The organism is Chryseobacterium sp. G0162, from assembly GCF_003815715.1.
Taxonomy (GTDB): domain Bacteria; phylum Bacteroidota; class Bacteroidia; order Flavobacteriales; family Weeksellaceae; genus Chryseobacterium.
In genome coordinates, this window is the sequence record NZ_CP033922.1 from 1,907,806 (window position 1) to 1,929,306 (window position 21,501).

General features: G+C 35.0%; 20 protein-coding genes and 1 riboswitch. Of the genes, 7 read left to right on the top strand and 13 right to left on the bottom strand.

The window, feature by feature from the left end; genetic code table 11:
* Positions 1–59: 59 nt before the first annotated feature.
* A riboswitch (SAM riboswitch) is annotated at positions 60–167 on the bottom strand.
* Positions 168–355: 188 nt separating this feature from the next.
* A complete protein-coding gene (locus tag EG344_RS08750) occupies positions 356–2,971 on the top strand; it encodes an MGH1-like glycoside hydrolase domain-containing protein (RefSeq protein ID WP_123909120.1) in 2,616 nt (871 codons plus the stop codon).
* 205 nt (positions 2,972–3,176) lie between these two features.
* Here EG344_RS08750 and EG344_RS08755 read toward each other — a convergent pair whose 3' ends face one another.
* The 7 genes from EG344_RS08755 to EG344_RS08785 all read right to left on the bottom strand — a co-directional run bounded on the left by EG344_RS08755 (position 3,177) and on the right by EG344_RS08785 (position 9,984).
* Positions 3,177–3,596, bottom strand: a complete 420-nt coding sequence (locus EG344_RS08755) for an OsmC family protein (protein WP_123909121.1) — start codon at positions 3,594–3,596, stop codon at positions 3,177–3,179.
* A gap of 38 nt (positions 3,597–3,634) precedes the next feature.
* Positions 3,635–4,957, bottom strand: a complete 1,323-nt coding sequence (locus tag EG344_RS08760) for a DUF58 domain-containing protein (protein ID WP_123858863.1) — start codon at positions 4,955–4,957, stop codon at positions 3,635–3,637.
* Positions 4,958–5,012: 55 nt separating this feature from the next.
* A complete protein-coding gene (locus EG344_RS08765; RefSeq protein ID WP_123909122.1) occupies positions 5,013–6,044 on the bottom strand; it encodes an AAA family ATPase in 1,032 nt (343 codons plus the stop codon).
* Positions 6,045–6,113: 69 nt separating this feature from the next.
* Entirely contained in the window at positions 6,114–7,271 is a 1,158-nt protein-coding gene (locus EG344_RS08770) for a hypothetical protein (protein WP_123909123.1), read from the bottom strand.
* Between the two features lie 11 nt (positions 7,272–7,282).
* Positions 7,283–8,062 (bottom strand): DUF4129 domain-containing protein, encoded by a 780-nt coding sequence (locus tag EG344_RS08775; protein WP_123909124.1) that lies wholly within the window; start codon positions 8,060–8,062, stop codon positions 7,283–7,285.
* Positions 8,055–9,017, bottom strand: coding sequence for a DUF4013 domain-containing protein (locus tag EG344_RS08780; RefSeq protein WP_123909125.1), 963 nt, complete (start codon positions 9,015–9,017; stop codon positions 8,055–8,057). Before EG344_RS08780 ends, EG344_RS08775 begins: the two co-directional genes overlap by 8 nt.
* On the bottom strand, positions 9,001–9,984 hold the full coding sequence (locus EG344_RS08785; RefSeq protein ID WP_123909126.1) for a stage II sporulation protein M: 984 nt from the start codon (positions 9,982–9,984) through the stop codon (positions 9,001–9,003). Before EG344_RS08785 ends, EG344_RS08780 begins: the two co-directional genes overlap by 17 nt.
* Positions 9,985–10,011: 27 nt before the next feature.
* On the opposite strand from EG344_RS08785, the gene EG344_RS08790 reads away from it, so the two are divergent.
* Positions 10,012–10,761, top strand: coding sequence for an RDD family protein (locus EG344_RS08790; RefSeq protein WP_123909127.1), 750 nt, complete (start codon positions 10,012–10,014; stop codon positions 10,759–10,761).
* A 116-nt stretch (positions 10,762–10,877) separates the two neighbouring features.
* On the top strand, positions 10,878–11,168 hold the full coding sequence (locus tag EG344_RS08795) for a GNAT family N-acetyltransferase (protein WP_123909128.1): 291 nt from the start codon (positions 10,878–10,880) through the stop codon (positions 11,166–11,168).
* On the opposite strand, the gene EG344_RS08800 is transcribed toward EG344_RS08795, so the two are convergent.
* The 5 genes from EG344_RS08800 to smpB all read right to left on the bottom strand — a co-directional run bounded on the left by EG344_RS08800 (position 11,157) and on the right by smpB (position 15,982).
* Positions 11,157–12,128 (bottom strand): glycosyltransferase family protein, encoded by a 972-nt coding sequence (locus tag EG344_RS08800; RefSeq protein ID WP_123909129.1) that lies wholly within the window; start codon positions 12,126–12,128, stop codon positions 11,157–11,159. The two genes, EG344_RS08795 and EG344_RS08800, sit on opposite strands and share 12 nt — an antisense overlap.
* Positions 12,128–12,952 carry a UDP-2,3-diacylglucosamine diphosphatase gene (locus tag EG344_RS08805; RefSeq protein WP_123909130.1) on the bottom strand — a complete coding sequence of 275 codons (825 nt, stop codon included), beginning with the start codon at positions 12,950–12,952 and terminating at the stop codon, positions 12,128–12,130. Before EG344_RS08805 ends, EG344_RS08800 begins: the two co-directional genes overlap by 1 nt.
* Before the next feature lie 137 nt (positions 12,953–13,089).
* Positions 13,090–13,830 (bottom strand): YebC/PmpR family DNA-binding transcriptional regulator, encoded by a 741-nt coding sequence (locus EG344_RS08810; protein WP_123909131.1) that lies wholly within the window; start codon positions 13,828–13,830, stop codon positions 13,090–13,092.
* Between the two features lie 95 nt (positions 13,831–13,925).
* Complete coding sequence (locus EG344_RS08815; protein ID WP_123909132.1) at positions 13,926–15,446, bottom strand: OmpA family protein; 1,521 nt, start codon at positions 15,444–15,446, stop codon at positions 13,926–13,928.
* 77 nt (positions 15,447–15,523) lie between these two features.
* Entirely contained in the window at positions 15,524–15,982 is a 459-nt protein-coding gene (smpB, locus tag EG344_RS08820; protein ID WP_068940217.1) for an SsrA-binding protein SmpB, read from the bottom strand.
* A 121-nt stretch (positions 15,983–16,103) separates the two neighbouring features.
* On the opposite strand from smpB, the gene EG344_RS08825 reads away from it, so the two are divergent.
* The gene (locus EG344_RS08825) at positions 16,104–17,726 is read left to right on the top strand and encodes an ABC-F family ATP-binding cassette domain-containing protein (protein ID WP_123909133.1); all 1,623 of its coding nucleotides are present in this window, start codon (positions 16,104–16,106) and stop codon (positions 17,724–17,726) included.
* A 79-nt stretch (positions 17,727–17,805) separates the two neighbouring features.
* Here the strand turns inward: EG344_RS08825 and EG344_RS08830 are convergent, their stop codons facing one another.
* Positions 17,806–18,618, bottom strand: a complete 813-nt coding sequence (locus EG344_RS08830) for a M48 family metallopeptidase (protein WP_123909134.1) — start codon at positions 18,616–18,618, stop codon at positions 17,806–17,808.
* A gap of 109 nt (positions 18,619–18,727) precedes the next feature.
* Between EG344_RS08830 and recJ the strand changes: the two genes are divergently transcribed.
* From recJ to EG344_RS08845, 3 genes are all read left to right on the top strand, one after another.
* The gene (gene recJ, locus EG344_RS08835; protein WP_123909135.1) at positions 18,728–20,440 is read left to right on the top strand and encodes a single-stranded-DNA-specific exonuclease RecJ; all 1,713 of its coding nucleotides are present in this window, start codon (positions 18,728–18,730) and stop codon (positions 20,438–20,440) included.
* A gap of 43 nt (positions 20,441–20,483) precedes the next feature.
* Positions 20,484–21,068 carry a nicotinate (nicotinamide) nucleotide adenylyltransferase gene (gene nadD, locus EG344_RS08840; protein ID WP_123909136.1) on the top strand — a complete coding sequence of 195 codons (585 nt, stop codon included), beginning with the start codon at positions 20,484–20,486 and terminating at the stop codon, positions 21,066–21,068.
* A gap of 80 nt (positions 21,069–21,148) precedes the next feature.
* Positions 21,149–21,487: a DUF3817 domain-containing protein gene (locus EG344_RS08845; RefSeq protein ID WP_123858847.1), complete on the top strand. Its 339-nt coding sequence runs from the start codon at positions 21,149–21,151 to the stop codon at positions 21,485–21,487.
* Positions 21,488–21,501: the final 14 nt, after the last annotated feature.

The following is a 21,501-nucleotide window of genomic DNA, read 5'->3' on the forward strand; positions in this document are numbered from 1 at the left end:
TATTATATATTTTAATACAATTGAAAATGCCACAGGAAATGGCTGAAAAGAACTTCAGTAAGTTATCTGTCCAAAATAATTTTGGTAGAACGTAGCACCTTCTTTGCTTGCGCAAAGGGTTGCTAAGGTTTCATAGGGTCTAATCCCTCAACCTTTCTTGATAACATTTTCAATATTTGAATGAACGAATGGTGCAAAGGTAGTTCTTTTCTTTTAAAATCAAAAAAAAAATAATTTAATATTTTAAAAAGCCCTTAAATAGAAGTCTCTCAAGGGCATATTAATTATTCTTCAGATAAAATGAATTGGAATTATTTTTCAAAAAAACTACCTTCGTATAGAAAAATGATGATATATGATCGCCGAAAAAGAAAGATTACAAGATACCAAATGGAAAAACTGGGGACCTTATGTAAGCAACCGGCAATGGGGAAATGTAAGGGAAGATTATAGCCCGGACGGAAATGCCTGGAACCATACCAATCATAATAATGCGGAAAGCTATGCCTACCGTTGGGGTGAAGAAGGTATTGCAGGAATTTCTGACGTAAAACAACTGTTCTGCTTTGCGCTTTCGTTCTGGAATAAAAAAGATAAAATCGTTAAGGAACGTTTCTTTGGTCTGAGCAATCCTCAGGGAAACCACGGAGAAGACATCAAGGAAATTTTCTATTATCTGGATAATACCCCTACTCATAGTTATATGAAAATGGTTTACAAATATCCGATCAATGAATTCCCTTATGATGAACTCGTTACAGTCAACGGAAGACGCAGCAAACAGGAACCGGAATATGAGATCTTTGATACAGGAATTTTTGATAATGATGCCTATTTTGATATTTTCATTGAATATTGTAAAGCAGATCACAACGATATTCTGGTAAGGGTAACAATATGCAACCGAAGCCAACAGGATGCCCCGATAGTGGTAGCACCAACAGCTTGGTTCAGAAATAATTGGAAATGGGGTTATAATACCTATAAAGGAGACATGAATGCCTCCGATGACGGAAGTATTACTATTGGACACGACAGTATTTCCATCAAAAAGTTTTATTCAAGAAATGGAAATGCTCAAAGTGTATTCTGCGAAAATGAAACCAACACTCCAAAGTTGTATGGAGCACCACAGACAGAAAACACTTATTTTAAAGATGGCATCAATGATTTTATCGTCCATCATAGTAACACCGTAAACCCTGAAAAAAGAGGAAGCAAAGCTTCTTTTTTAATTGATGAACTCATTGGAGCCGGGCAATCTCAGGTCTTTGAATTCAGACTATGTCCTGAGGAAAGCGATGAGCCTTTTGAAAACTTTGATAAAATCTTTGAGATCAGACAATCTGAAGCGGAAGAATTTTACCATGAAATTCAGAATGATACCACCAATGAAGACGAAAGGAATGTTCAAAGACAAGCTTTTGCAGGACTTCTTTGGAATAAACAGTTTTATCACTATAATGTTGGAAAATGGCTCAAAGGGGATCCTAACTTTGAGGCACCCAGAAACTTTAATCAGTATGTAAGAAATACGGAATGGAACCATCTTCACAATAAAGATATTATTTCGATGCCCGATAAATGGGAATATCCATGGTATGCAACCTGGGATTTGGCATTTCACTGTGTTCCTTTATCCATCATTGATGCTGAATTTGCCAAAGGACAGCTATTACTCCTTACCAAAGAATGGTACATGCATCCTAACGGACAACTGCCTGCCTATGAATGGAATATGAGCGATGTAAATCCACCCGTACACGCATGGTCATGCTTCAGGGTTTTTAAAATTGATGAAAAAAACAATGGAAAACCCGATTTATTATTCCTTGAAAAAGTCTTCCAAAAACTTCTTCTGAATTTCACTTGGTGGGTGAACAGAAAGGATAAAAACGGAAAAAATATTTTTGGTGGCGGTTTTCTTGGACTGGATAATATCGGAGCCTTTGACCGAAATATGGTTTTAGAGGATGGACAACATCTGGAACAAGCAGACGGAACAAGCTGGATGGCGATGTATGCGCTGAACATGATGCGAATTGCCATGGAACTTGCCCAATATTATCAGGTATATGAAGATATGGCCATCAAATTCTTTGAGCATTACCTTTATATCGCAGAAGCTATGGAAAATCTTGGTGAAGGAACCAAAGGGCTATGGAATGAGGAAGACGGATTTTTCTATGATGTTCTTCAGCTTGGAAATGGAAACAGTGTTTCTTTACGATTGAGAAGTATTGTTGGATTAATTCCATTATTTGCCGTAGAAATTGTAGATCACCGCCTTCTGGAAAAGATGCCGAATTTCAAAACCAGAATGGAATGGATCTTAAAAAACAAACCGGAACTCACCAAACTTGTTTCTCATTGGGATGAAGAAGGCCAGGGCAGAAAACATCTGATGAGCATCCTTCGTAAAAACAGACTGACTAAAGTATTATCAAGAATGCTTGATGAAAAGGAATTTCTAAGCGCTTACGGAATCCGGGCTATGTCTAAAGTATATGAGGAAAATCCATTTGTATTCTCTGTTCACGGCCATGAAAATGTAGTATATTATACGCCTGCAGAAAGTGATAGCAGAATGTTTGGCGGAAACAGTAACTGGCGTGGTCCGATCTGGTTCCCTATTAATTTTCTTATTGTAGAAAGCTTACAACGTTTCCACTATTATTATGGAAATAGCTTAAAAGTAGAATTCCCAACAGGAAGCGGTGAAAAGAAAAACCTGGATGAAGTGGCACAGAATATCAGTAAGAGACTATGTTCTATCTTCCTAAAGGATGAACATGGACAACGAGCCTTCAATGGAGGAAATCCGAAATTCAATTACGATGAACACTTTAGAGACTACATCACCTTTTTTGAATATTTCCATGGAGACAATGGCCGAGGCGTAGGAGCTTCCCATCAAACAGGATGGACGGCTACTGTGGCGAAATTGATAAAACCAAGACTTACCTTTTAATGGGCAATGAATAATAGGTAATGAGTAATAAAAAAACCGGATGAAACATCCGGTTTTCTTTTTGCATATATATTTTTTTGCATAAAGTCTATGTGGTAAGAATTTTTAAACCATATAGGTACATAGTTCTTAGAATGCTTATAAACTATTTTATTCGTGCATTTGTGTCAAATAAAAAATGAGGCTTAAAGGCCTCACTATAGTTTTAAATTTTTTCTCCGTTTACGAATACTTCGTATCCGATTTCTACGTTCGGTTCTAAAGTTTTCGATACAGAACAATATTTTTCGAAAGATAATTCTGCAGCTTTTAAAGCTTTCTTAGAATCAATTTCACCTTCTAAAAGGAATTTAACCATAATTGATTTGAAAGGTTTTGCATCGTCTACCTGAACTCTCTCCCCTTCTACTTCTGCCTGAAAACTTTTAATTTCCTGACGTTGCTTTTTTAAAATTGAAACTACATCTATTCCGCTGCATCCAGCCACTGCCATCAGGACACTTTCCATTGGAGAAACTCCTTTAGCTCCTGGCTGGGAAGTATTGTCTAAAAGGATGGAATTTCCCTGACTGTTTGTACATTCAAATAAAAAGTCGTCGTTGATTCTATTTAGTGTTATTTTCATTGTTGCTTGTTGCTTGTTGCTTGTTGCTTGTTGCAAAATTATAAAATTCCTCTGGCTTTTATCTCCAAATATTTATTGATAACGTCAATATTCAAATTCTCAGGAAGTGTATATACTGTATAAATCCCATATTTACGGAGCTCCTGAATAATCAGTTTCTTTTCAAATTCGAATTTTTCAGCAACAATTTCATCATAGATTTCCTGCATACTTTCCGGATTCTTATGAATCAATGTTTGTAATTCTGAGTTTTTGAAGAATACCACAACCAACAAGTGGTTCTTAGCAATTCCGCGAAGATATTTTAACTGACGGTTTAATCCATCTAGCGTTTCAAAATTGGTAAATAACAAAATAAGACTTCTCTGGTTGATCGAATATTTTACATCCTGATACAGTCGGTTGAAATCACTTTCAAAGAAATCTGTTTTAATATTATAAAGTGATTCTGATATTTTCTTAAGCTGTCCAGACTTATTCTCTGCTGCAATTTTATTTTCAGCTTTTTTGGAGAAAGTCATCATTCCTGCTCGATCTCCTTTTCTTAGAATAATATGAGATAAAGCCATCGTTGCATTGATGGAATAATCTAAAAGGCTCAATCCTTTAAAAGGCATCTTCATGGTTCTCCCTTTATCTATCAGCATGAAAATACGTTGTGATTTCTCATCCTGAAATTGGTTTACCATCAGACGATTGGCTTTAGAAGTTGCTTTCCAGTTGATCGTTCTGATATCATCTCCCGGAACATACTCTTTGATCTGTTCAAATTCCATAGTATGCCCCAACTTTCTTACTTTTTTTATTCCGCCTAACAGAAATTCACTCTGTAAAGCCATCAATTCATATTTTCTAAGATGGATAAAAGACGGATAAGAAGGTAACATCGCATCCTTCTGAAAATTGAATCTTTTCGAAACAAATCCTAAAGGTGATGAAGCATAAACATTAAGGCTTCCAAAATGATATTCCCCTCTTTCTTTGGGTTCTAAACTATACTGAAAGAATGTGTTGGCGTCAGCATTAATTGATTTTTCAATTAGAAAATCTCTTTTCTGAAACTGAAACGGGATCTCATCAATAATCTTAGTATTGATTTTAAAACTGTAGTTATTTTTAATATCAATCTTTACAAAGTTCTCATCACCATTGGACAATTTTTCCGGCAATATTCTTTGTGCCTGTACGGCATTTTTCTGATTAAAAATCAGCAAATAATCCACTATTACGGCAAGAAAGCATATCAGAAGTGCAATGTGGGCTACCCACATCAACACCGGAAAGAAAAATGTCAGAACATACAGTATCCCCACTCCAATGAGCGTAAAGAAGAAACGTGTATTGATATATAAGTTTTTCATTGTTTAGGTGGCTGGTAGCAGATTATAGGTTTTACAAGAGATCCTTACCTATTACCTATCTAGGGATTTCTATTCCTTCTAAGATTTGACGGATAATTTCATCTGCAGTAAGGCCTTCCATTTCTCTTTCCGGAGAAACTATCACTCTGTGTCTTAATACGGCATAACTTGCCTCTTTGATATCTTCAGGAGTTACAAAATCTCTTCCTCTTAATGCAGCAAAAGCTTTGGAAGCCGTAAGAAGAGCTAACGAAGCTCTAGGTGAAGCTCCCAGATACAGGAATTGATTTTCTCTGGTGTTGATAATAATCTTCGCAATATATTCCATCAATTGAGATTCCACGATGATTTCCTTAACCAAATGTTGATAATTTTTCAGTTGCTCTGCCGTAATAACATGGTTTACGCCTTCTGTTTTATCTTCTTTTTTGCTTTCGTGTTGATTTTTAATGATGGCGATTTCCTGCTCAAGATTCGGATATCCCACAGTAATTTTGAATAGAAAACGGTCTAGTTGGGCTTCAGGAAGTCTATATGTTCCTTCGTGCTCTATCGGGTTCTGCGTAGCTACTACAAGGAATGGTTCCTCCATCATATAACGGGTACCATCCATTGTAATTTGCCTTTCCTCCATTACTTCAAATAAAGCAGCCTGAGTTTTCGCCGGTGATCTGTTGATCTCATCAATTAATATAAAATTGGAGAAAATAGGTCCTTTTTTAAATTCAAATTCAGAATTTTTCACATTGAAAACTGAGGTTCCTAAGATATCAGAAGGCATAAGATCCGGTGTAAACTGAATTCTGCTGAAACCTACATCAATGGTCTTTGCTAATAATTTTGCGGTAATCGTTTTTGCTACTCCCGGAACACCTTCAATAAGAACATGTCCGTTTGAAAGTAATGCTGCCAGAAGATGTTCTATCATTTTCTCCTGTCCTACAATTACTTTTCCTATTTCCGCTTTTACCTTATCCAGGCTTGCACGAAGCTCAATCATATCAATTCTTGACTGAAACTGATCTTCGTTCTTATTAAGATTTATAGAAGATTGATTTTCTATGTTTGGGTTATCAAGATTTTCCATATTTTTTTTTCTTTGGGTTTGATAGGACTTCGTTCTATCTTTTATTAAATCGTCCCTTGGGATGCTTATTTATTTTAATATCTCGTCAAGCAGTTTATTGATTCTTGTCAGATCTTCCTTCATAACGCTTGCATACGGATCCTGTGCTCTTTTGATAAGGTTAATAGCCTCATTAATCATTTCTATGGATTTTCCGGTTTTCATCTGTAGTTTCTTAGCAAATTCTTCATCCAGATTTTGTGTATCAATCAGAAGATCCAGCCTGACTTTATTTAGAAAATATTGGGCTTTTTTAGCCATCATGTCATGAAAATCACCTTCCTGAAGATAAAGATTTCCGATGCTTTTCACAAAATCCAGTGATGTATTTCTCAATGGTTCTGTAACGGGTACAATTCTCTGTTTTCTTTTAGCATTGAAGAAAATAAAGAGGATGAGCCCCCCAAGAAATACCCACCATGCATATTTCAATGCTGGATTTCCCAATACAAATCTCATGAAGAAACGGGATGTCTTAGTGTTATTATCAACAAACCAAAGGGTTTCCCTATCTTGAAGATAAGAGAAAACATCCTGTGCATATTTCACATTTCCAGGCTTCAACAAATAATAATTGGTAAGGAAAAGTGGTTCACTGTGAACATAGAAGTTTCCTTTCCCAAATTTCACCTTGATAAAGTTAGCCTGATCTGTATTTTTACTCTCCACCGTCTTTCCCAATACTTCCACTTCAGGCTTAATAAATGAGAACCCTCTTCCTGAAGGAAACTTATCTAATTGAATAAAGTCATTTTTATATTTTTGATCTGTAAGCTTTAGTACATTCTCTTCTTCAAAAGAAATTTCTGAATCATAAAATCCTATACTGTCTGAAATCTGCTTAGGCATACTGCTTATCACCAGCATAGCATCTGAACCTTTTGATACCTGATCCATAATCTTTTTCCAGGATTCTGTATCAATATCAGTTTCAATAATGACAATGTTATGAACTTCTTTTTTATGTTGGTTATAATATTCGTAAGGAGCCCGATCTATTTTCTTCAGATGAGTTTTAAAAAGATCTTTTGCTTCGTTATCAAATACAAAAAGGCCAAATGGAGACTTCTCATTGATATCAAAATTTTTACGCCAGTCTGTAGTTTCTTTTTTATTCACTTCAAGCAATGCCAAAATAACCATCACAACGATGAAGATCACAGCATATATTCTGAAAGTCTTATTCATAGTTAATTAGGTTATGGTTTAAATGCCTGGTATTGATTTTTAAATCTCTGGTAACTCTGTTCGTCAATATTGAATTCACCATACCATACATAATCGAAAATGTAAGACAGATCGAAAAATTCATTTTTAAGCTGGGTAGCTTTTAGTTCCGACACATAATCTTTATTGGTTTTTTCAGGATTCCAAGCAATCAGTTTCTTATCACTTAATTTTTTAAGAATAAATAAGAACTGATAACGAACGGCTGAACGGTAATCTCCAGCATGTTCAAATTTTGCAATACTTTCCGGAAAATTGATTTCATGGATATTTTCATGAAGTTCTTCTACATTCAGGTTCAGTTTTTTATTTTTTTTACCGAAAATAAAACTCCCGTCTTTTCCAAGAATATATTTAATAATAAAATATAGAAGAAAGCCTACCAGAATAATAGCAAAAAGCCGAACAAGTGCTACCGTCATTTGGGAAGATTTTTCAAAAACGGTCTCTCCAAAAATGCTTCTAAAAATACGGTCTATTTTCTTCAATAGTTTTTGCCAGAAAGATTCTCTGGGTTTTGATACAGAATAATCAAATTCATTTCCTTTATATCTTGATGGAATATTTTTCTTAAACTCTTTAGGATATACAGTATTTTCAGAAATAGGATTTTTTGCCAGTACGGAATCTGCACGCAGCATATTATGATAATGTCCCGTTGTAAACAGTGAATCGCCCATATCATTTTCATCCTGAGCTTTAACAAGGCTTAGGGAGAAAACGAATAATATGAAAAAAAGAACCTTATTCATTAATTCCAATAGTGTCTATTTCTTCAAGCTCTACTTTCTGATGAAGATCCGTTCTGCTGTCATAATACATGAATCCGGCATTCACATACAACAGATTCGAAAGGAAGAATGAAAGCAGCATTGAAATTCCATAAAATACAAAAAATATGATTCCGAAAGCACCTGTAAAAGGGTCTTGCTCAAAACTTCCATCGGGTGTAGAGGTAAGTATTGAACCGTAGAAAAAAATCATGGGAATATAGGTAAATACAGAGCTGGCAATAGATATGATAATAAACATTACAAATCCTGCACCCCAATATTTCCAGTAAGGAGATTTTTCGCTTCCGTTAGGATAAGAAAATTGTGACCGGATAGAATAACTCAGACTTTCCATAAAACCTCTGCCCGAATTAAAATAATCATACATCAGAAATGTAATCACATTAAATAATGTAGGATAAACAATCATTACAAGAAAAATCCCAATAAGCACAAATATCAGAAGATAGGAAAACCCTGCTATAAATAAAGATAAAGGAATTACAATAAATGTCATCCCAATACACAACTTACCAATTCTACCTATATTTTCTTTAAAGTCACCTAAGATCTCATCGGTCTTTATATTTTTTGCTCCGGCAGCGATTCTTTTCAGATAAAAAACAGGATAAAGATAATTGACAATAGCCAGAATCATAAAAAGCAGGAATGTAACTATCCCAACTCCGATCAGCATTCCGGCGTTGTCTGAAAAATACCTTTCAAAATAATAAGTATCTCCCCCCAGATTAGAGCCGAAAATTTGAGAAAAAAGCTCTCTATACCCAAAAATAAAAACAGTTACCATTAAAATCAACAGTAAGCCATTGATCAGAATGTAGTTCTTAAAATAATTCTTTCCGTATAATTTGAAAAAATTGAAACTGTCACTGATGAAAGTTCCAAAATCTCTTTTTTTATAAAATTGTATCATTGATGTGTTTATTAGTTTTTTTATTGACTATAACCGGATATACAAAATAGTAAAATCCTATAATCGCCAGAGATCCCAGAATAATAATCAGGTTCAGGATGATAGGCATTTTTAAAGCATGTCTTGTCACATACCCTTCGATAATTCCGGCACAAATAGTGAAAGGAACAGTGCTTAAAAATATTTTAAAAGAATCTTTAAATCCTTTTTTAAAAGAATTAAATCTTGAAAAGGTTCTCGGAAATAGAATAGATGCCCCTAAAATCAATCCACACATCGCTTCTACGACCATAGCAAAGATTTCAAAAACGCCATGAAGCCAAATTCCTCTGGCGCTCTCCTTCAAAGCACCATAATCATAAAAAAAGTATTGGAAAGATCCTAACATAACACTGTTGGAGAGCAATGCAAATAAAGTTCCCACTCCACCAGCAATTCCGTAGATATATAATTTAGCACCTACCTGGATGTTGTTGAAAATAATACCAATGGTTGTTCCCCAGGTTGTTCCACTCTGATATACTCCAACTGCATTATTTTTTTTAATATTTTCAATAGTCTCATTTACATAACTTTCACCAAGAATAATATTCACAAAATCTTTATCATACATAGCAGAAAGTACGCCTATAGAAGTAAAAAGAACAAAAAACAGAAAAGCATACAGTAAATATCTCCGGTACTGATACACCAGCAGCGGCACTTCTGTTTTAAAGAAATACACCAATCTGTTCTCCTCTACTCTTTTGGTTTTATAAATCTTTTGGAAAATTTGTGAAGATAGGTGATTCAGATAAATGGTTGTATTACTTTTAGGATAGTAAGTCTGGGCAAAAGAAAGATCATTGATCAGGTTAATATATAACGAAGACAGGTCATCAGGATTTTTTTTAATTTTCCCATCAATAACCTGTTCTATTCCCAACCATTTTTCTTTATTTTGTTTAATGAAATAAACTTCTCTCATAATTGTAAGGCTAAAATAATAAAAAATATGTCTCAGATTGCGATAAATACCTCACAAAATGTAAATATTAACTTCAATACGGCAAGTGTTGGAGAAAGAATGCTTGCATTTATCATTGATCTTCTGATAAGAGTTGCTTACGTTGTCATTGTTCTGTATTTGTTTTTCAACATCCTGGACTTGGGATATTTACTTAATGGTCTGGATAACTGGTCTGTAATGGCAGTTTATATTATACTCACCTTCCCTACTTACATTTATCCTCTTGTTTTGGAAAGTTTGATGGAAGGGCAGACGCCAGGGAAAAAACTCATGAAAATCAGAGTGGTAAAGATTGATGGATATCAGGCCAGTTTTGGAGATTATTTAATCCGTTGGGTATTCAGGCTGATAGATGTATCTTTTGCAGGAGTGGTAGGCCTAATCTCAATGATTGTTTCCAAAAACAATCAGCGTCTGGGAGATATCGCTTCCGGAACGGCTGTGATTTCTTTAAAAAACAATATTAATATTTCTCATACGATTCTCGAGAATATCAATGACGATTATATTCCTTCATTTCCTCAGGTTATTGCTTTAAGTGATAATGATATGAGAATCATCAAGGATAATTATACTAAAGCTGTGAAAGCGGACGACCGCCAGATCATCAGTAAACTTTCCAATAAGATCAAAAGCATTCTGAAACTGGAAATAGATCCTACAAAAATGACGGAAAAACAGTTTATTAATGTTATTATTAAAGATTATAACTATTATACAGGAAAGGATAAATAGATTGTCACTAGTCAATTTTGCTTCGCAAGTAATGAATAGCAGGACTATCAAACCCAATACATTTTATCAGTCCTCATAATTTTCGTATCTTTAATAATAACAATAAACCTTCTATCATGAAATTTGAAAACAACAGATCTGGAAACGGCGGAGTTCTTACCCTGAATAATGAAATAAAAGAAGTAGGAAGATTAACCTATACAATTTTTCCTGAAGATCATAAATTAATTATTTCTTTTGTTCTGGTTCATCCTGAATTTGAAGGACGAGGAATGGGAAAATATCTGGTAGAAGAAGCCATCAAATTTGCAAGGGAAAATAATTGGAACGTTTATCCTCACTGCTCATATGCAAGAGCCGTAATGATGAGAATGAATGATGTGGATGATATTTTCTTAAAGAACTAAGACATCCTTCACCAGGATTTCTTCAATATTATCAGGATAATCAACTTTAAGGTGATGATCTGAAGCCACCCATTCCATAATCTCCTGCAAATTTAAAACCTTAGAGTTGGGAATTCCCATTTTATCCAGAGCACAGGCATTGCATTCCTGCTCATATTGATTGTGAATTGGGATTACAAATAATTTTTTATCCATGAAGAGTGCTTCTGCAGGAGTTTCGAAACCTGCATTGCAAAGAATTCCTTCACACCCTTCAAAATATTTCAGATATTGGATTTCATCAATAGGAAATACTTCAACATTTTTTACTTTAACCTGTACTTTACTGTATTTTGAAAACACTTTCCACTCTACCGGAATTTTTCTCAGAACTTTAATGATATTTTCATCTGCAAAGCTCGGAAGATAAACAAGGTAATATCCTTTCTTATAAGGATTAAGATTTCTTATCTTTCTTCGGATTACCGGTTTTTTGATTTGGGGATGATAATTTTCAAAATGAAAACCGATTTTCCTTTCACTCGGAACATAATATTTTAAAATCATTTCTCCCAGAAAATCTTTCTTTTGAGGCTTAGGGGTTTCCGGAAAGCTCATAGAAGCCTGATGACTAAGTTCAATCATTGGCAGTTTCTTTAATTTAGAAGCCCAACCTGTCAAAGGTTCATAATCATTGATGATTAAGTCATATTGGGAAAGTTCCAATCCCCTTATTGTCTTTGCTGCATCAATAAAGCTATTATCAGTAAATGTTTTTCGATAGGATAAACCGCCTGTTTTATTATAAAGCAGGGAAATACCTCTATATTGAAAATTAATGTCAAAATCGGCCTTTAATTGCGATTGATGACCACTGATGAGCGTATCTACCGAAGCATACTTTTTGAGTATCGGAATAATCTCTTGTGCCCGCGCCACATGCCCATTGCCGGTACCCTGAAATGCATACAAAATTTTCATTAGGTAAAATTGGTTACAATTTTTAAAAGCTCAGAATTATCCATCTCCTGGATTTCCTCAATTTCATCATCTTTCAATAAATGCTTATGATCGTCATAATAAAAGATCTTCCATTCCTTATCATTATATTCTAATGCTGATAAGTTTTCAATCCAGTCTCCGGAATTCAGATAAATACAGGATCCTTTTTTATTAACAACCTCTCTAATCTGCGGCTGATGAATATGACCACAAATTACATAGTCATATTGATTATCAATGGCCAGCTCAGAAGCCGTGAGTTCAAAATCTCCAATGTACTTTACCGCTTTCTTTACATTATTTTTTATTTTCTTTGAAAATGAATATTTTTCTTTACCCATTTTCTCTAAAAACCAATTTACGACATTATTAATGATAATTAAAAGATCATATCCCTTGCCACCGAGTTTGGCGATCCATTTTGAATGTTGAACTGATGCATCGAAAACATCACCATGAAAGATCCAGGTTTTCTTCTGGTCAATAGTCAGGCAGATTTTATTACAGACTTTAAGTTTCCCCAATTCAAAATCGGTAAACTTGCGGAACATTTCATCGTGATTTCCTGTAATATAATAAACATCTGTATTTTTAGTAGCAAATGAAAGAATTTTTCGGATCACTTTCAAATGAGGTTTAGGGAAGTAAGACTTTTTGAATTGCCAGATATCAATGATATCACCATTCAAAACCAAAGTTTTAGGCTGGATAGAATTGAGGTATCTCAGCAATTCTTTAGCCTTACATCCATAAGTTCCCAAATGAACATCCGATATAACAACTAACTCAACGTTTCTTTTCATCCGTATATTTTTCAGCTTTTAAATTGGCCGGACGGAACGCCTATTATTTTCCAAATCGAAAATACATGAAGGCGTTTCATAGTTTTTCACAAAGAAACTAATTGAAAGTTAACTATATATGAATGCTATATTATTTTTTATAAAGAGTTCATTAGCTCCTCAGTAATTTCCATATTGTGGTAAACGTTTTGCACATCATCATCGTCCTCAAAACGCTCAAGCATTTTCATATTCGCTTTGAACTGTTCTTCATTTACCTCTTTTGTATTATTTGGAATTCTTTGTAATTCTGCACTCTTCGCTTCAATTCCCAGTTCATCTAATTTATGAGATAAAGACCCGAAGTCTTCAAAAGCAGTAGTAATCATTACTTCTTCTTCATCTTTTTCTACATCTTCAGCTCCTCCATCAATCATTTCCATTTCGAAATCATCCCAGTCCATTTTAACTTGAGCTAAATCAATTGTAAAAATTCCTTTTCTGTCAAAGATAAATGCCAGTTCACCATTTTTACCAAGATTCCCGTCAAACTTATTGAAAACAGCTCTTACATTGGCTACCGTTCTGGTTGTATTGTTTGTAGTACATTCTACAAAAAAGGCAACTCCTCCTTGCCCGTATCCTTCATAAGTAACTTCTTCATAGTTTTCAGCATCTGCACCGCTCGCTTTTTTGATTGCTCTTTCTACGTTATCCTTAGGCATGTTTGCCCCTTTAGCGTTTTGGATACATCTTCTCAAAGCAGGGTTAGCTTCAGGATCTGTTCCTCCAGCTTTTACTGCTAATGCAATATCCTTACCTATTTTAGAGAAAGTTTTGGCCATTTTATCCCATCTGGCCATTTTAGAAGCTTTTCTATATTCAAATGCTCTTCCCATTTTAAATTTTTAAATTTTCAACAAAATTACTCAAAAGTCTACAAAAAAAAAATACCTCCAAAAAATTGGAGGTATTCATTATTTAGAAAAATTAATTATTTTTTCTTTTTAGCAACAGCTTTTTTCTTAGCTGGAGCTTTTTTAGTAGCTTTTTTAGCTGGAGCTTTCTTAGCAGGAGCGTCAGCATAATCTTTCTTAGCGATTGCATTCCACTCAGCTTCGTTCTCAATAGCTTTAACAACTACTTTTCTGTCTACTTGTCTTTCAGCGTCAGTAGCTTTAGCAGGAACAGTAGCTTTAGTAGCACCTACACCTACAGACTTAAGAGCGTTAGCATCTACACCTCTTGAATCTAAAGCAGCAACTACAGAAGCAGCTCTTTCTCTAGATAATTTCAAGTTGTAAGCAGCAGCACCTTTAGCATCAGTTCTACCTTCTAATAGATAGTTACCTCCATCTTTCTTAATGATTTCAGCAGCTCTATCTAATGCTGGCTTAGATTCAGCTTTAATTGTAGCCTTGTTGAAGTCAAAGAATACACTCTTGAATGTTGTTTCAACTTCTTCAGCAGTTTTAGTCTTAGGTTTAGGACATCCGTTGTATTCTGGAAGACCTGGAACTGTAGGACAAGCATCATCTTTATCAAGGATACCGTCACCGTCTGTATCTGGCCAAGGACAACCTTTGTTTTCAGCAGGACCTGCAACAGTAGGACAAGCATCATCTTTGTCGATAACACCATCACCGTCTGTATCTGGCCAAGGACAACCGTTGTTTTCAACTGGACCAGCTACATCTGGACATTGATCGTCTTTATCTGGAACTCCATCACCGTCAGTATCAGGACATCCTTGGAATTCTGGTAAACCTGGAGTATCTGGACAAAGATCATCTTTATCTAGGATACCATCCTTATCTCTATCTCTGTTTCCGAATCTGAATAAGATAGAAGCAGAAGCTTGCCAGAAGTTAGCAACTGTAGATTTATCACCTGGAGTTGATACATAATCTCCTTGGATACCAAGACCGAAGTTTTTAGTTACCCAGAAGTTAGCACCAGCACCTGTAGATACAGTAAAGAAGTTAGCTTTACCATTCTCGTTACCATCTTTTCCATTAGGTACGTTGTAATCTAATACATTTCCATTAGCATCAAGCCCATTTTTAGGGAAAGTTTGACCAGTATAGTCATGTCTTAGGTAGTTAGCACCAACTCTTAAATATGGATCAAACCAAGATTCTTCGTTCCATAAAAGACCTGCAGCTTTAGCCTGGAAACCAATACCTGTCATTAAGAAAAATTCTTTCCCCATGTTGAATCTTTTGTTTTCAACATTTCCAACAGAAGTTTGCCAGTCAATAACTAAACCTTTACCAACGTTTCTAGCAACTGTTAACTTAGATAATGGAGGTGTAATAGAATAGCTGTTCATATTGAACAGATTCTTTGTCAAATTTTTCGCAGAGAACGTATTACTGAAACCTGCACGTGCAGCTACATGGTTTTCTGCGTGAGCACCAACTCCGATTAACCACGGATTGTTGGTAGTCTGTGCGAAAACAGTAGAAGCAACAGTAAGCGCCAATGCTGAAATTCCTAATTTTAGATTTTTCATAGAATTAAATGATTAAATAATTGATAATGCAAAATAAATATAATTTTTCTTTATATACAAAGTTTTTCAAATGATTTTTAACTTTTCTTTAATATTCTGTCCAGGTTCCGCTTATTTTCTCTATCTTTAATGGCCTCTCTTTTATCGAAAAGCTTTTTCCCTCTACCCAGCGCTATCAGCACTTTTGCTTTACCTCGATCAGTGATATATAATTTTAAAGCTATAATCGTGTTTCCTGCATCTTTTAACTTTTTTTCAAGTTTTTGCAATTCTTTTTTGTGCAAGAGCAATTTCCGTTCCCTTTTTGTTTTGTGGTTGTAAAAAGTACCCAATTTGTACTCATCAATCATCATATTAATGATGTATAATTCCCCATCAATAAACTGACAGAACGATTCTGTGATAGATGCTTTAGAAGAACGTAAAGATTTTATTTCTGTACCCGTCAAAACCATCCCGGCTTCATATTCTTCAAGAATTTCATATTCAAAGCGGGCTCTTTTATTTAATATATTAACTGTTTTCTCAATCTTCATTATTTTAAAATTTCGTTAATGAAATATATAAAAAATACCATACATTTAAAAACTTGACTATTATATTATTACAATATACCCAAATTCTTTTTGTATTTTTGCGCCAAATTTACAAAACTATATGTTAACAGTATCTAACTTATCTTTACAATTCGGGAAAAGAGTTCTTTTTGACGAGGTAAATATTATGTTTACCAAAGGAAACTGCTACGGGATCATCGGAGCAAACGGGGCGGGAAAGTCTACATTCCTTAAAATATTAACAGGAAAGCAAGATCCTACAACAGGTCACGTATCTCTGGAACCAGGGAAAAGGATGTCAGTTTTAGAGCAGGATCACTTTGCTTATGATCAATATACTGTTCTTGAAGCTGTACTAAGAGGTAATAAAAAATTATTTGAGATAAAGGAGGAAATGGATGCGTTATACGCAAAAGAAGATTTCTCCGACGAAGATGGAATTAAAGCGGGTGAATTAGGTGTAATCTATGATGAAATGGGTGGATGGACTGCTGAATCTGATGCACAAACCATGCTTTCCAACGTAGGTGTTAAAGATGAAATGCACTGGCAAATGATGAGTGAACTTGAGAACAAAGATAAAGTAAAGGTTCTTTTGGCTCAGGCACTTTTCGGTAATCCTGATGTATTGATTCTGGATGAACCTACCAATGACCTTGACATTGATACTATCTCTTGGTTAGAAGATTTCCTTGCTGATTATGAAAACACGGTAATCGTAGTATCTCACGACCGTCACTTCTTAGATACAGTGTGTACTCACATTGGAGATTTAGATTATGCGAAGCTTAACCTTTACACAGGTAACTATTCTTTCTGGTACCAGGCATCTCAATTGGCAACAAGACAAAGAGCTCAGGCTAACAAGAAAGCTGAAGAGAAGAAAAAAGAACTTCAGGACTTCATTGCCAGATTCAGTTCTAACGTTGCTAAGGCTAAACAGGCTACTGCAAGAAAGAAAATGATCGACAAATTAAATATTGACGATATTAAGCCTTCTTCCAGAAGATACCCAGCGATCATTTTCGAAATGGAAAGAGAAGCGGGAGATCAGATTCTTGATGTAAAAGGTCTTGAAAAAACAAAAGACGGAGAGTTATTATTCTCTAATATTGACTTAAACCTTAAAAAGGGAGATAAAGTAGCCGTACTTTCTAAAAACTCTTTAGCGATCACAGAATTTTTCGAAATTCTGGCTGGAAACGTTGAAGCAGATAAAGGAACTGTTGCTTGGGGAGTAACTACTAACCAATCTCACATGCCTTTAGATAATACTAATTTCTTCCAGGAAGATTTAAGCTTGGTTGATTGGTTGAGACAATTCACGAAAAATGATGAAGAGCGTCACGAAGAATTCGTAAGAGGATTCCTAGGAAGAATGCTATTCTCTGGTGATGAAGCGTTGAAATCTTGTAAAGTACTTTCAGGAGGAGAAAAAATGAGATGTATGTTCAGTAGAATGATGCTTCAGAAAGCTAACGTTCTTTTATTAGATGAACCTACCAACCACTTAGACCTTGAAAGTATCACGACATTGAACAACTCATTGTCTAACTTCAAAGGAAATCTTTTATTGGCTTCTCATGACCACGAAATGTTGTCAACGGTCTGTAACAGAATTATTGAATTAACTCCTAACGGAATTATCGATAGAGAAATGACTTATGACGAATATCTTGCTGATAAAAAAGTAAAAGAATTAAAAGAAAAAATGTATTCTTAATCTGATACAATAAAATGAATATAAAAATACCTCAAGGCTATGCTTTGAGGTATTTTTGTTTAAACAATAAATAAAATAATTATTTTGTAAGTTTCGTCGTTGGAAGCGTAACAGTTCCCGGATCTTTCCATAATCCGTCTTTTTCTGCTCTCTTTTTGATTGCTTGAGCTCTTTTTTCACTATCCGGGTGAGAGTTAAACATTTTTTCAAAACCGGATTGTGTACTTCCTTCAGATAACAAAGCTAGTTTCTTGAAAGCGGAATAAGCTCCCACTACGTCATATTTATTAGCCTTCATAAACTCATAAGAATAGGTATCTGCTTCAGACTCCTGCTTTTTGCTGTGGGAAGCATCTAAAAATGCATTGGCCATTTTTCCGATCTGGCTATCATTAAGAGTTGCTACTGCACCAGATGCTGATGAAGCTGCGTCTAATGCTGCTGCTTTTAAATAAGCTGATTTCATGGCATCTTTCGTATCCTGATTTTTAACGTGACCAATTTCGTGACCAATTACAGCCAATAATTCGTTATCCGTCATAATATCCATCAGAGAAGAAAACACACGTACACTTCCGTCTGCGCAAGCAAAAGCATTGATATCTTTCACTTTATACACTTTATAGTTCAAATTCAGACCGTCTTGTGTTTTGTGTTTTCCAAACAACTTGTTCAGTCTTACTGTGTAAGGATCTTTGGGTCCTGCTACAGCATTGTTTTTATCCATCCAATCTACAGATTCTTTGGATAATTTAATAGCATCTTCGTTGGTAAACGTTAAAGCTTTGGCACCATTTGAAACAATTCCGGCAGCTTTTCCAAGATTGATTTTCTGTGCACTGATCGAATTCATTGCCCCTAAAAATACAAGGCATACGATAATTTTTTTCATAGTCATTTAAATTTGGAGCACGAAGGTAATTAATTTTTAACAATTATTAAGTCAAAACTTCGTTCCCTATCCCACCAAAATGCTATTTTTTTTCCTTATTTTTGTGAACATGAGTCAAAAATGGATTTACAAGCCCGAACCCGATGAGGAAATTGTGGACGGACTAAGTTCGTCACTTGGTTTTGGTACTTTTGAATCTAAACTTCTCGTTCTTAGAGGAATTGACAATTATCAGAAGGCGAGAGAATTTTTCAAACCAAACCTTAACGATATACACAGTCCGTTTTTAATGGCAGACATGCAAAAAGCTGTAGAGCGTATTGCTACTGCAATTGAAAATGGCGAAAAAATATTGGTATATGGCGATTATGATGTAGATGGAACTACAGCTGTTGCTTTAATGTACCTTTACCTCAGCAAAATTGTTGAGAAAAAATACCTGGATTACTATATTCCTGACAGGAATTCTGAAGGATATGGAATTTCTACAGAGGGAATTGATTTTGCCAAAGAGAATGGTTTTTCACTAATCATTGCACTGGACTGCGGAATTAAGGCTCTTGATATGATTAATTATGCCTCCAGCCTGGAAATAGATTTTATCATCTGCGATCACCACCTTCCTGGTGAAGAAATTCCTAATGCTGCAGCTGTATTAGATCCTAAAAGAAGCGACTGCCGATATCCGTTCAAGGAACTTTCCGGATGCGGTGTAGGTTTTAAGCTTTGCCAGGGATTGAATACCATCTATAAACTTCCGGACGCAGAATTATTTGAGCTTACAGACCTTTTGGCTATATCCATCGCTGCAGATATTGTTTCGATGACCGGAGAAAACAGAGTTCTTGCTAAAATGGGATTAAAAACCCTTAGAAAAACAAGAAACCTCGGATTAAGATTATTAATTCCCGAAGATAAGTTGTCTCATTTTGAAATTTCAAATATTGTTTTTGAAATTGCCCCTAAAATAAATGCTGCAGGGAGAATTTCCCATGGAAAAGCTGCAGTAGAACTTATGGTTTCTGAGAACCTGAAACATGCCAACCAGATTGTGAGTGACATCATGAACCTCAACGATGAAAGACGTGAACTGGACATGAACTCTACTCTTTCGGCTTTGAACCAGATTATAGAATCTCAACAGGAAACGAAACACACTACCATTGTTTATCATCCTGAGTGGAACAAAGGGGTAATTGGAATTGTAGCATCAAGACTGATTGAAACTTATTATAAACCTACATTGGTTTTTACGGACGGAAATAATGGTGAAATGGTAGCTTCTGCAAGATCGGTTTCGGATTTTGACGTTCATGAAGCTCTTGATCTATGCTCGGAATATTTCCTTAAATTTGGAGGACATCATGCTGCTGCAGGACTTTCAATGGAGAAGGATAAGTTTGATGCTTTTAAAGTAAAATTTGAACAGATTGTTTCTGAAAAAATTCAGGATCATCAGAAAGAACCTTCTATCTCAATTGATACTGAAATTACCGTTGACGAAATTAACAGAGAGTTCATCAATTTCCATAGAAAACTGGCTCCGTTCGGACCTCACAATATGAAGCCTATCTTTACACTTACGAATCAAAAGCTTTCAGGCTATGTTAAAACGATGGGTAAAGACAACAATCATCTAAAGTTTTATATCAAGCAAGAATCTACGGGACGAAATATTGAATGTGTAGGTTTCAAACTCGGACAGTTTGTAGAGGATTTTAAAAATAAAAATTTTGATCTGGCTTTTACGCTGGAAGAAAATCATTGGAAAGGCAATGTAACTCATTATCTTAATATCAAAGATGTAAAGTTTAAGGACTAGATCATTCATTTACTATATTATCCCTTTCTGCTATCTAACAAATATGAAAAAAATCGGTTTATTCTTCGGATCTTTTAATCCGATCCATATTGGACATCTTATTTTAGCCAATTATATTTTGGAAAATTCCGATATGGATGAAATGTGGTTTGTGGTGAGTCCACAAAATCCTTTTAAAGACAAAAAATCTTTATTGAAGGACCACAACCGATTGGATATGGTACAGTTGGCAGTAAAGAATTATCCTAATATGCGTGCTTCCAACGTGGAGTTTTCTCTTCCAAAGCCAAGTTATACCATTGATACGCTTACTTATCTGCATGAAAAGCACCCAGACTATTCTTTCAGCCTGATTATGGGCGAGGACAATCTGGATAGCCTGCACAAATGGAAAAATTCTGAAGCTTTGATTAAAAATCATCATATCATTGTTTATCCAAGGGTGTTTGAAGGAGAAAAGAAGGATTCAGAATATCTTCAGCATGAAAATATCTCTCTGATAAAGGCTCCTGTGATAGAACTTTCTGCTACAGAAATCCGTAATATGATCAAAGAAGGTAAGAATGTGAGGCCTATGTTACCACCTGAAGTTTTTGAATATTTGGATGGAAGTAACTTTTATAAGTAATTTTGCAAAACCATTAATAAGAGATTAAAGTGGGAAACTGTAGAGTCCCCTACCTTTAATACTCAACTTATTCTACAAAAATGAACTTCATCGAAAATTTCTTCTCAAAATATTCTCAGGAAAAACTCATCAAATGGTTTAAACAGATTTGTCTTGCGGAAGCTATTTCATGTGTTTTATTATATTGTGTGGCTATGATCTGGATCCGGTATGATGAAAATCTCTATTCTATTATTTTCATCAGCGTCATTGGTAGTCTACATGGGTTATTTTTTACACTTTACCTTTTACTCTGCATTCCCGCAAGAAAAATTTATAACTGGGATGACGAAGATTTTGTGTTCGCTTTATTAGCAGCCTTTTTCCCCTTTGCTACGGTATGGGTCGATAAAAAGTTGGCTCAATTCGACAGAGAATAAAACTATTTTTCATA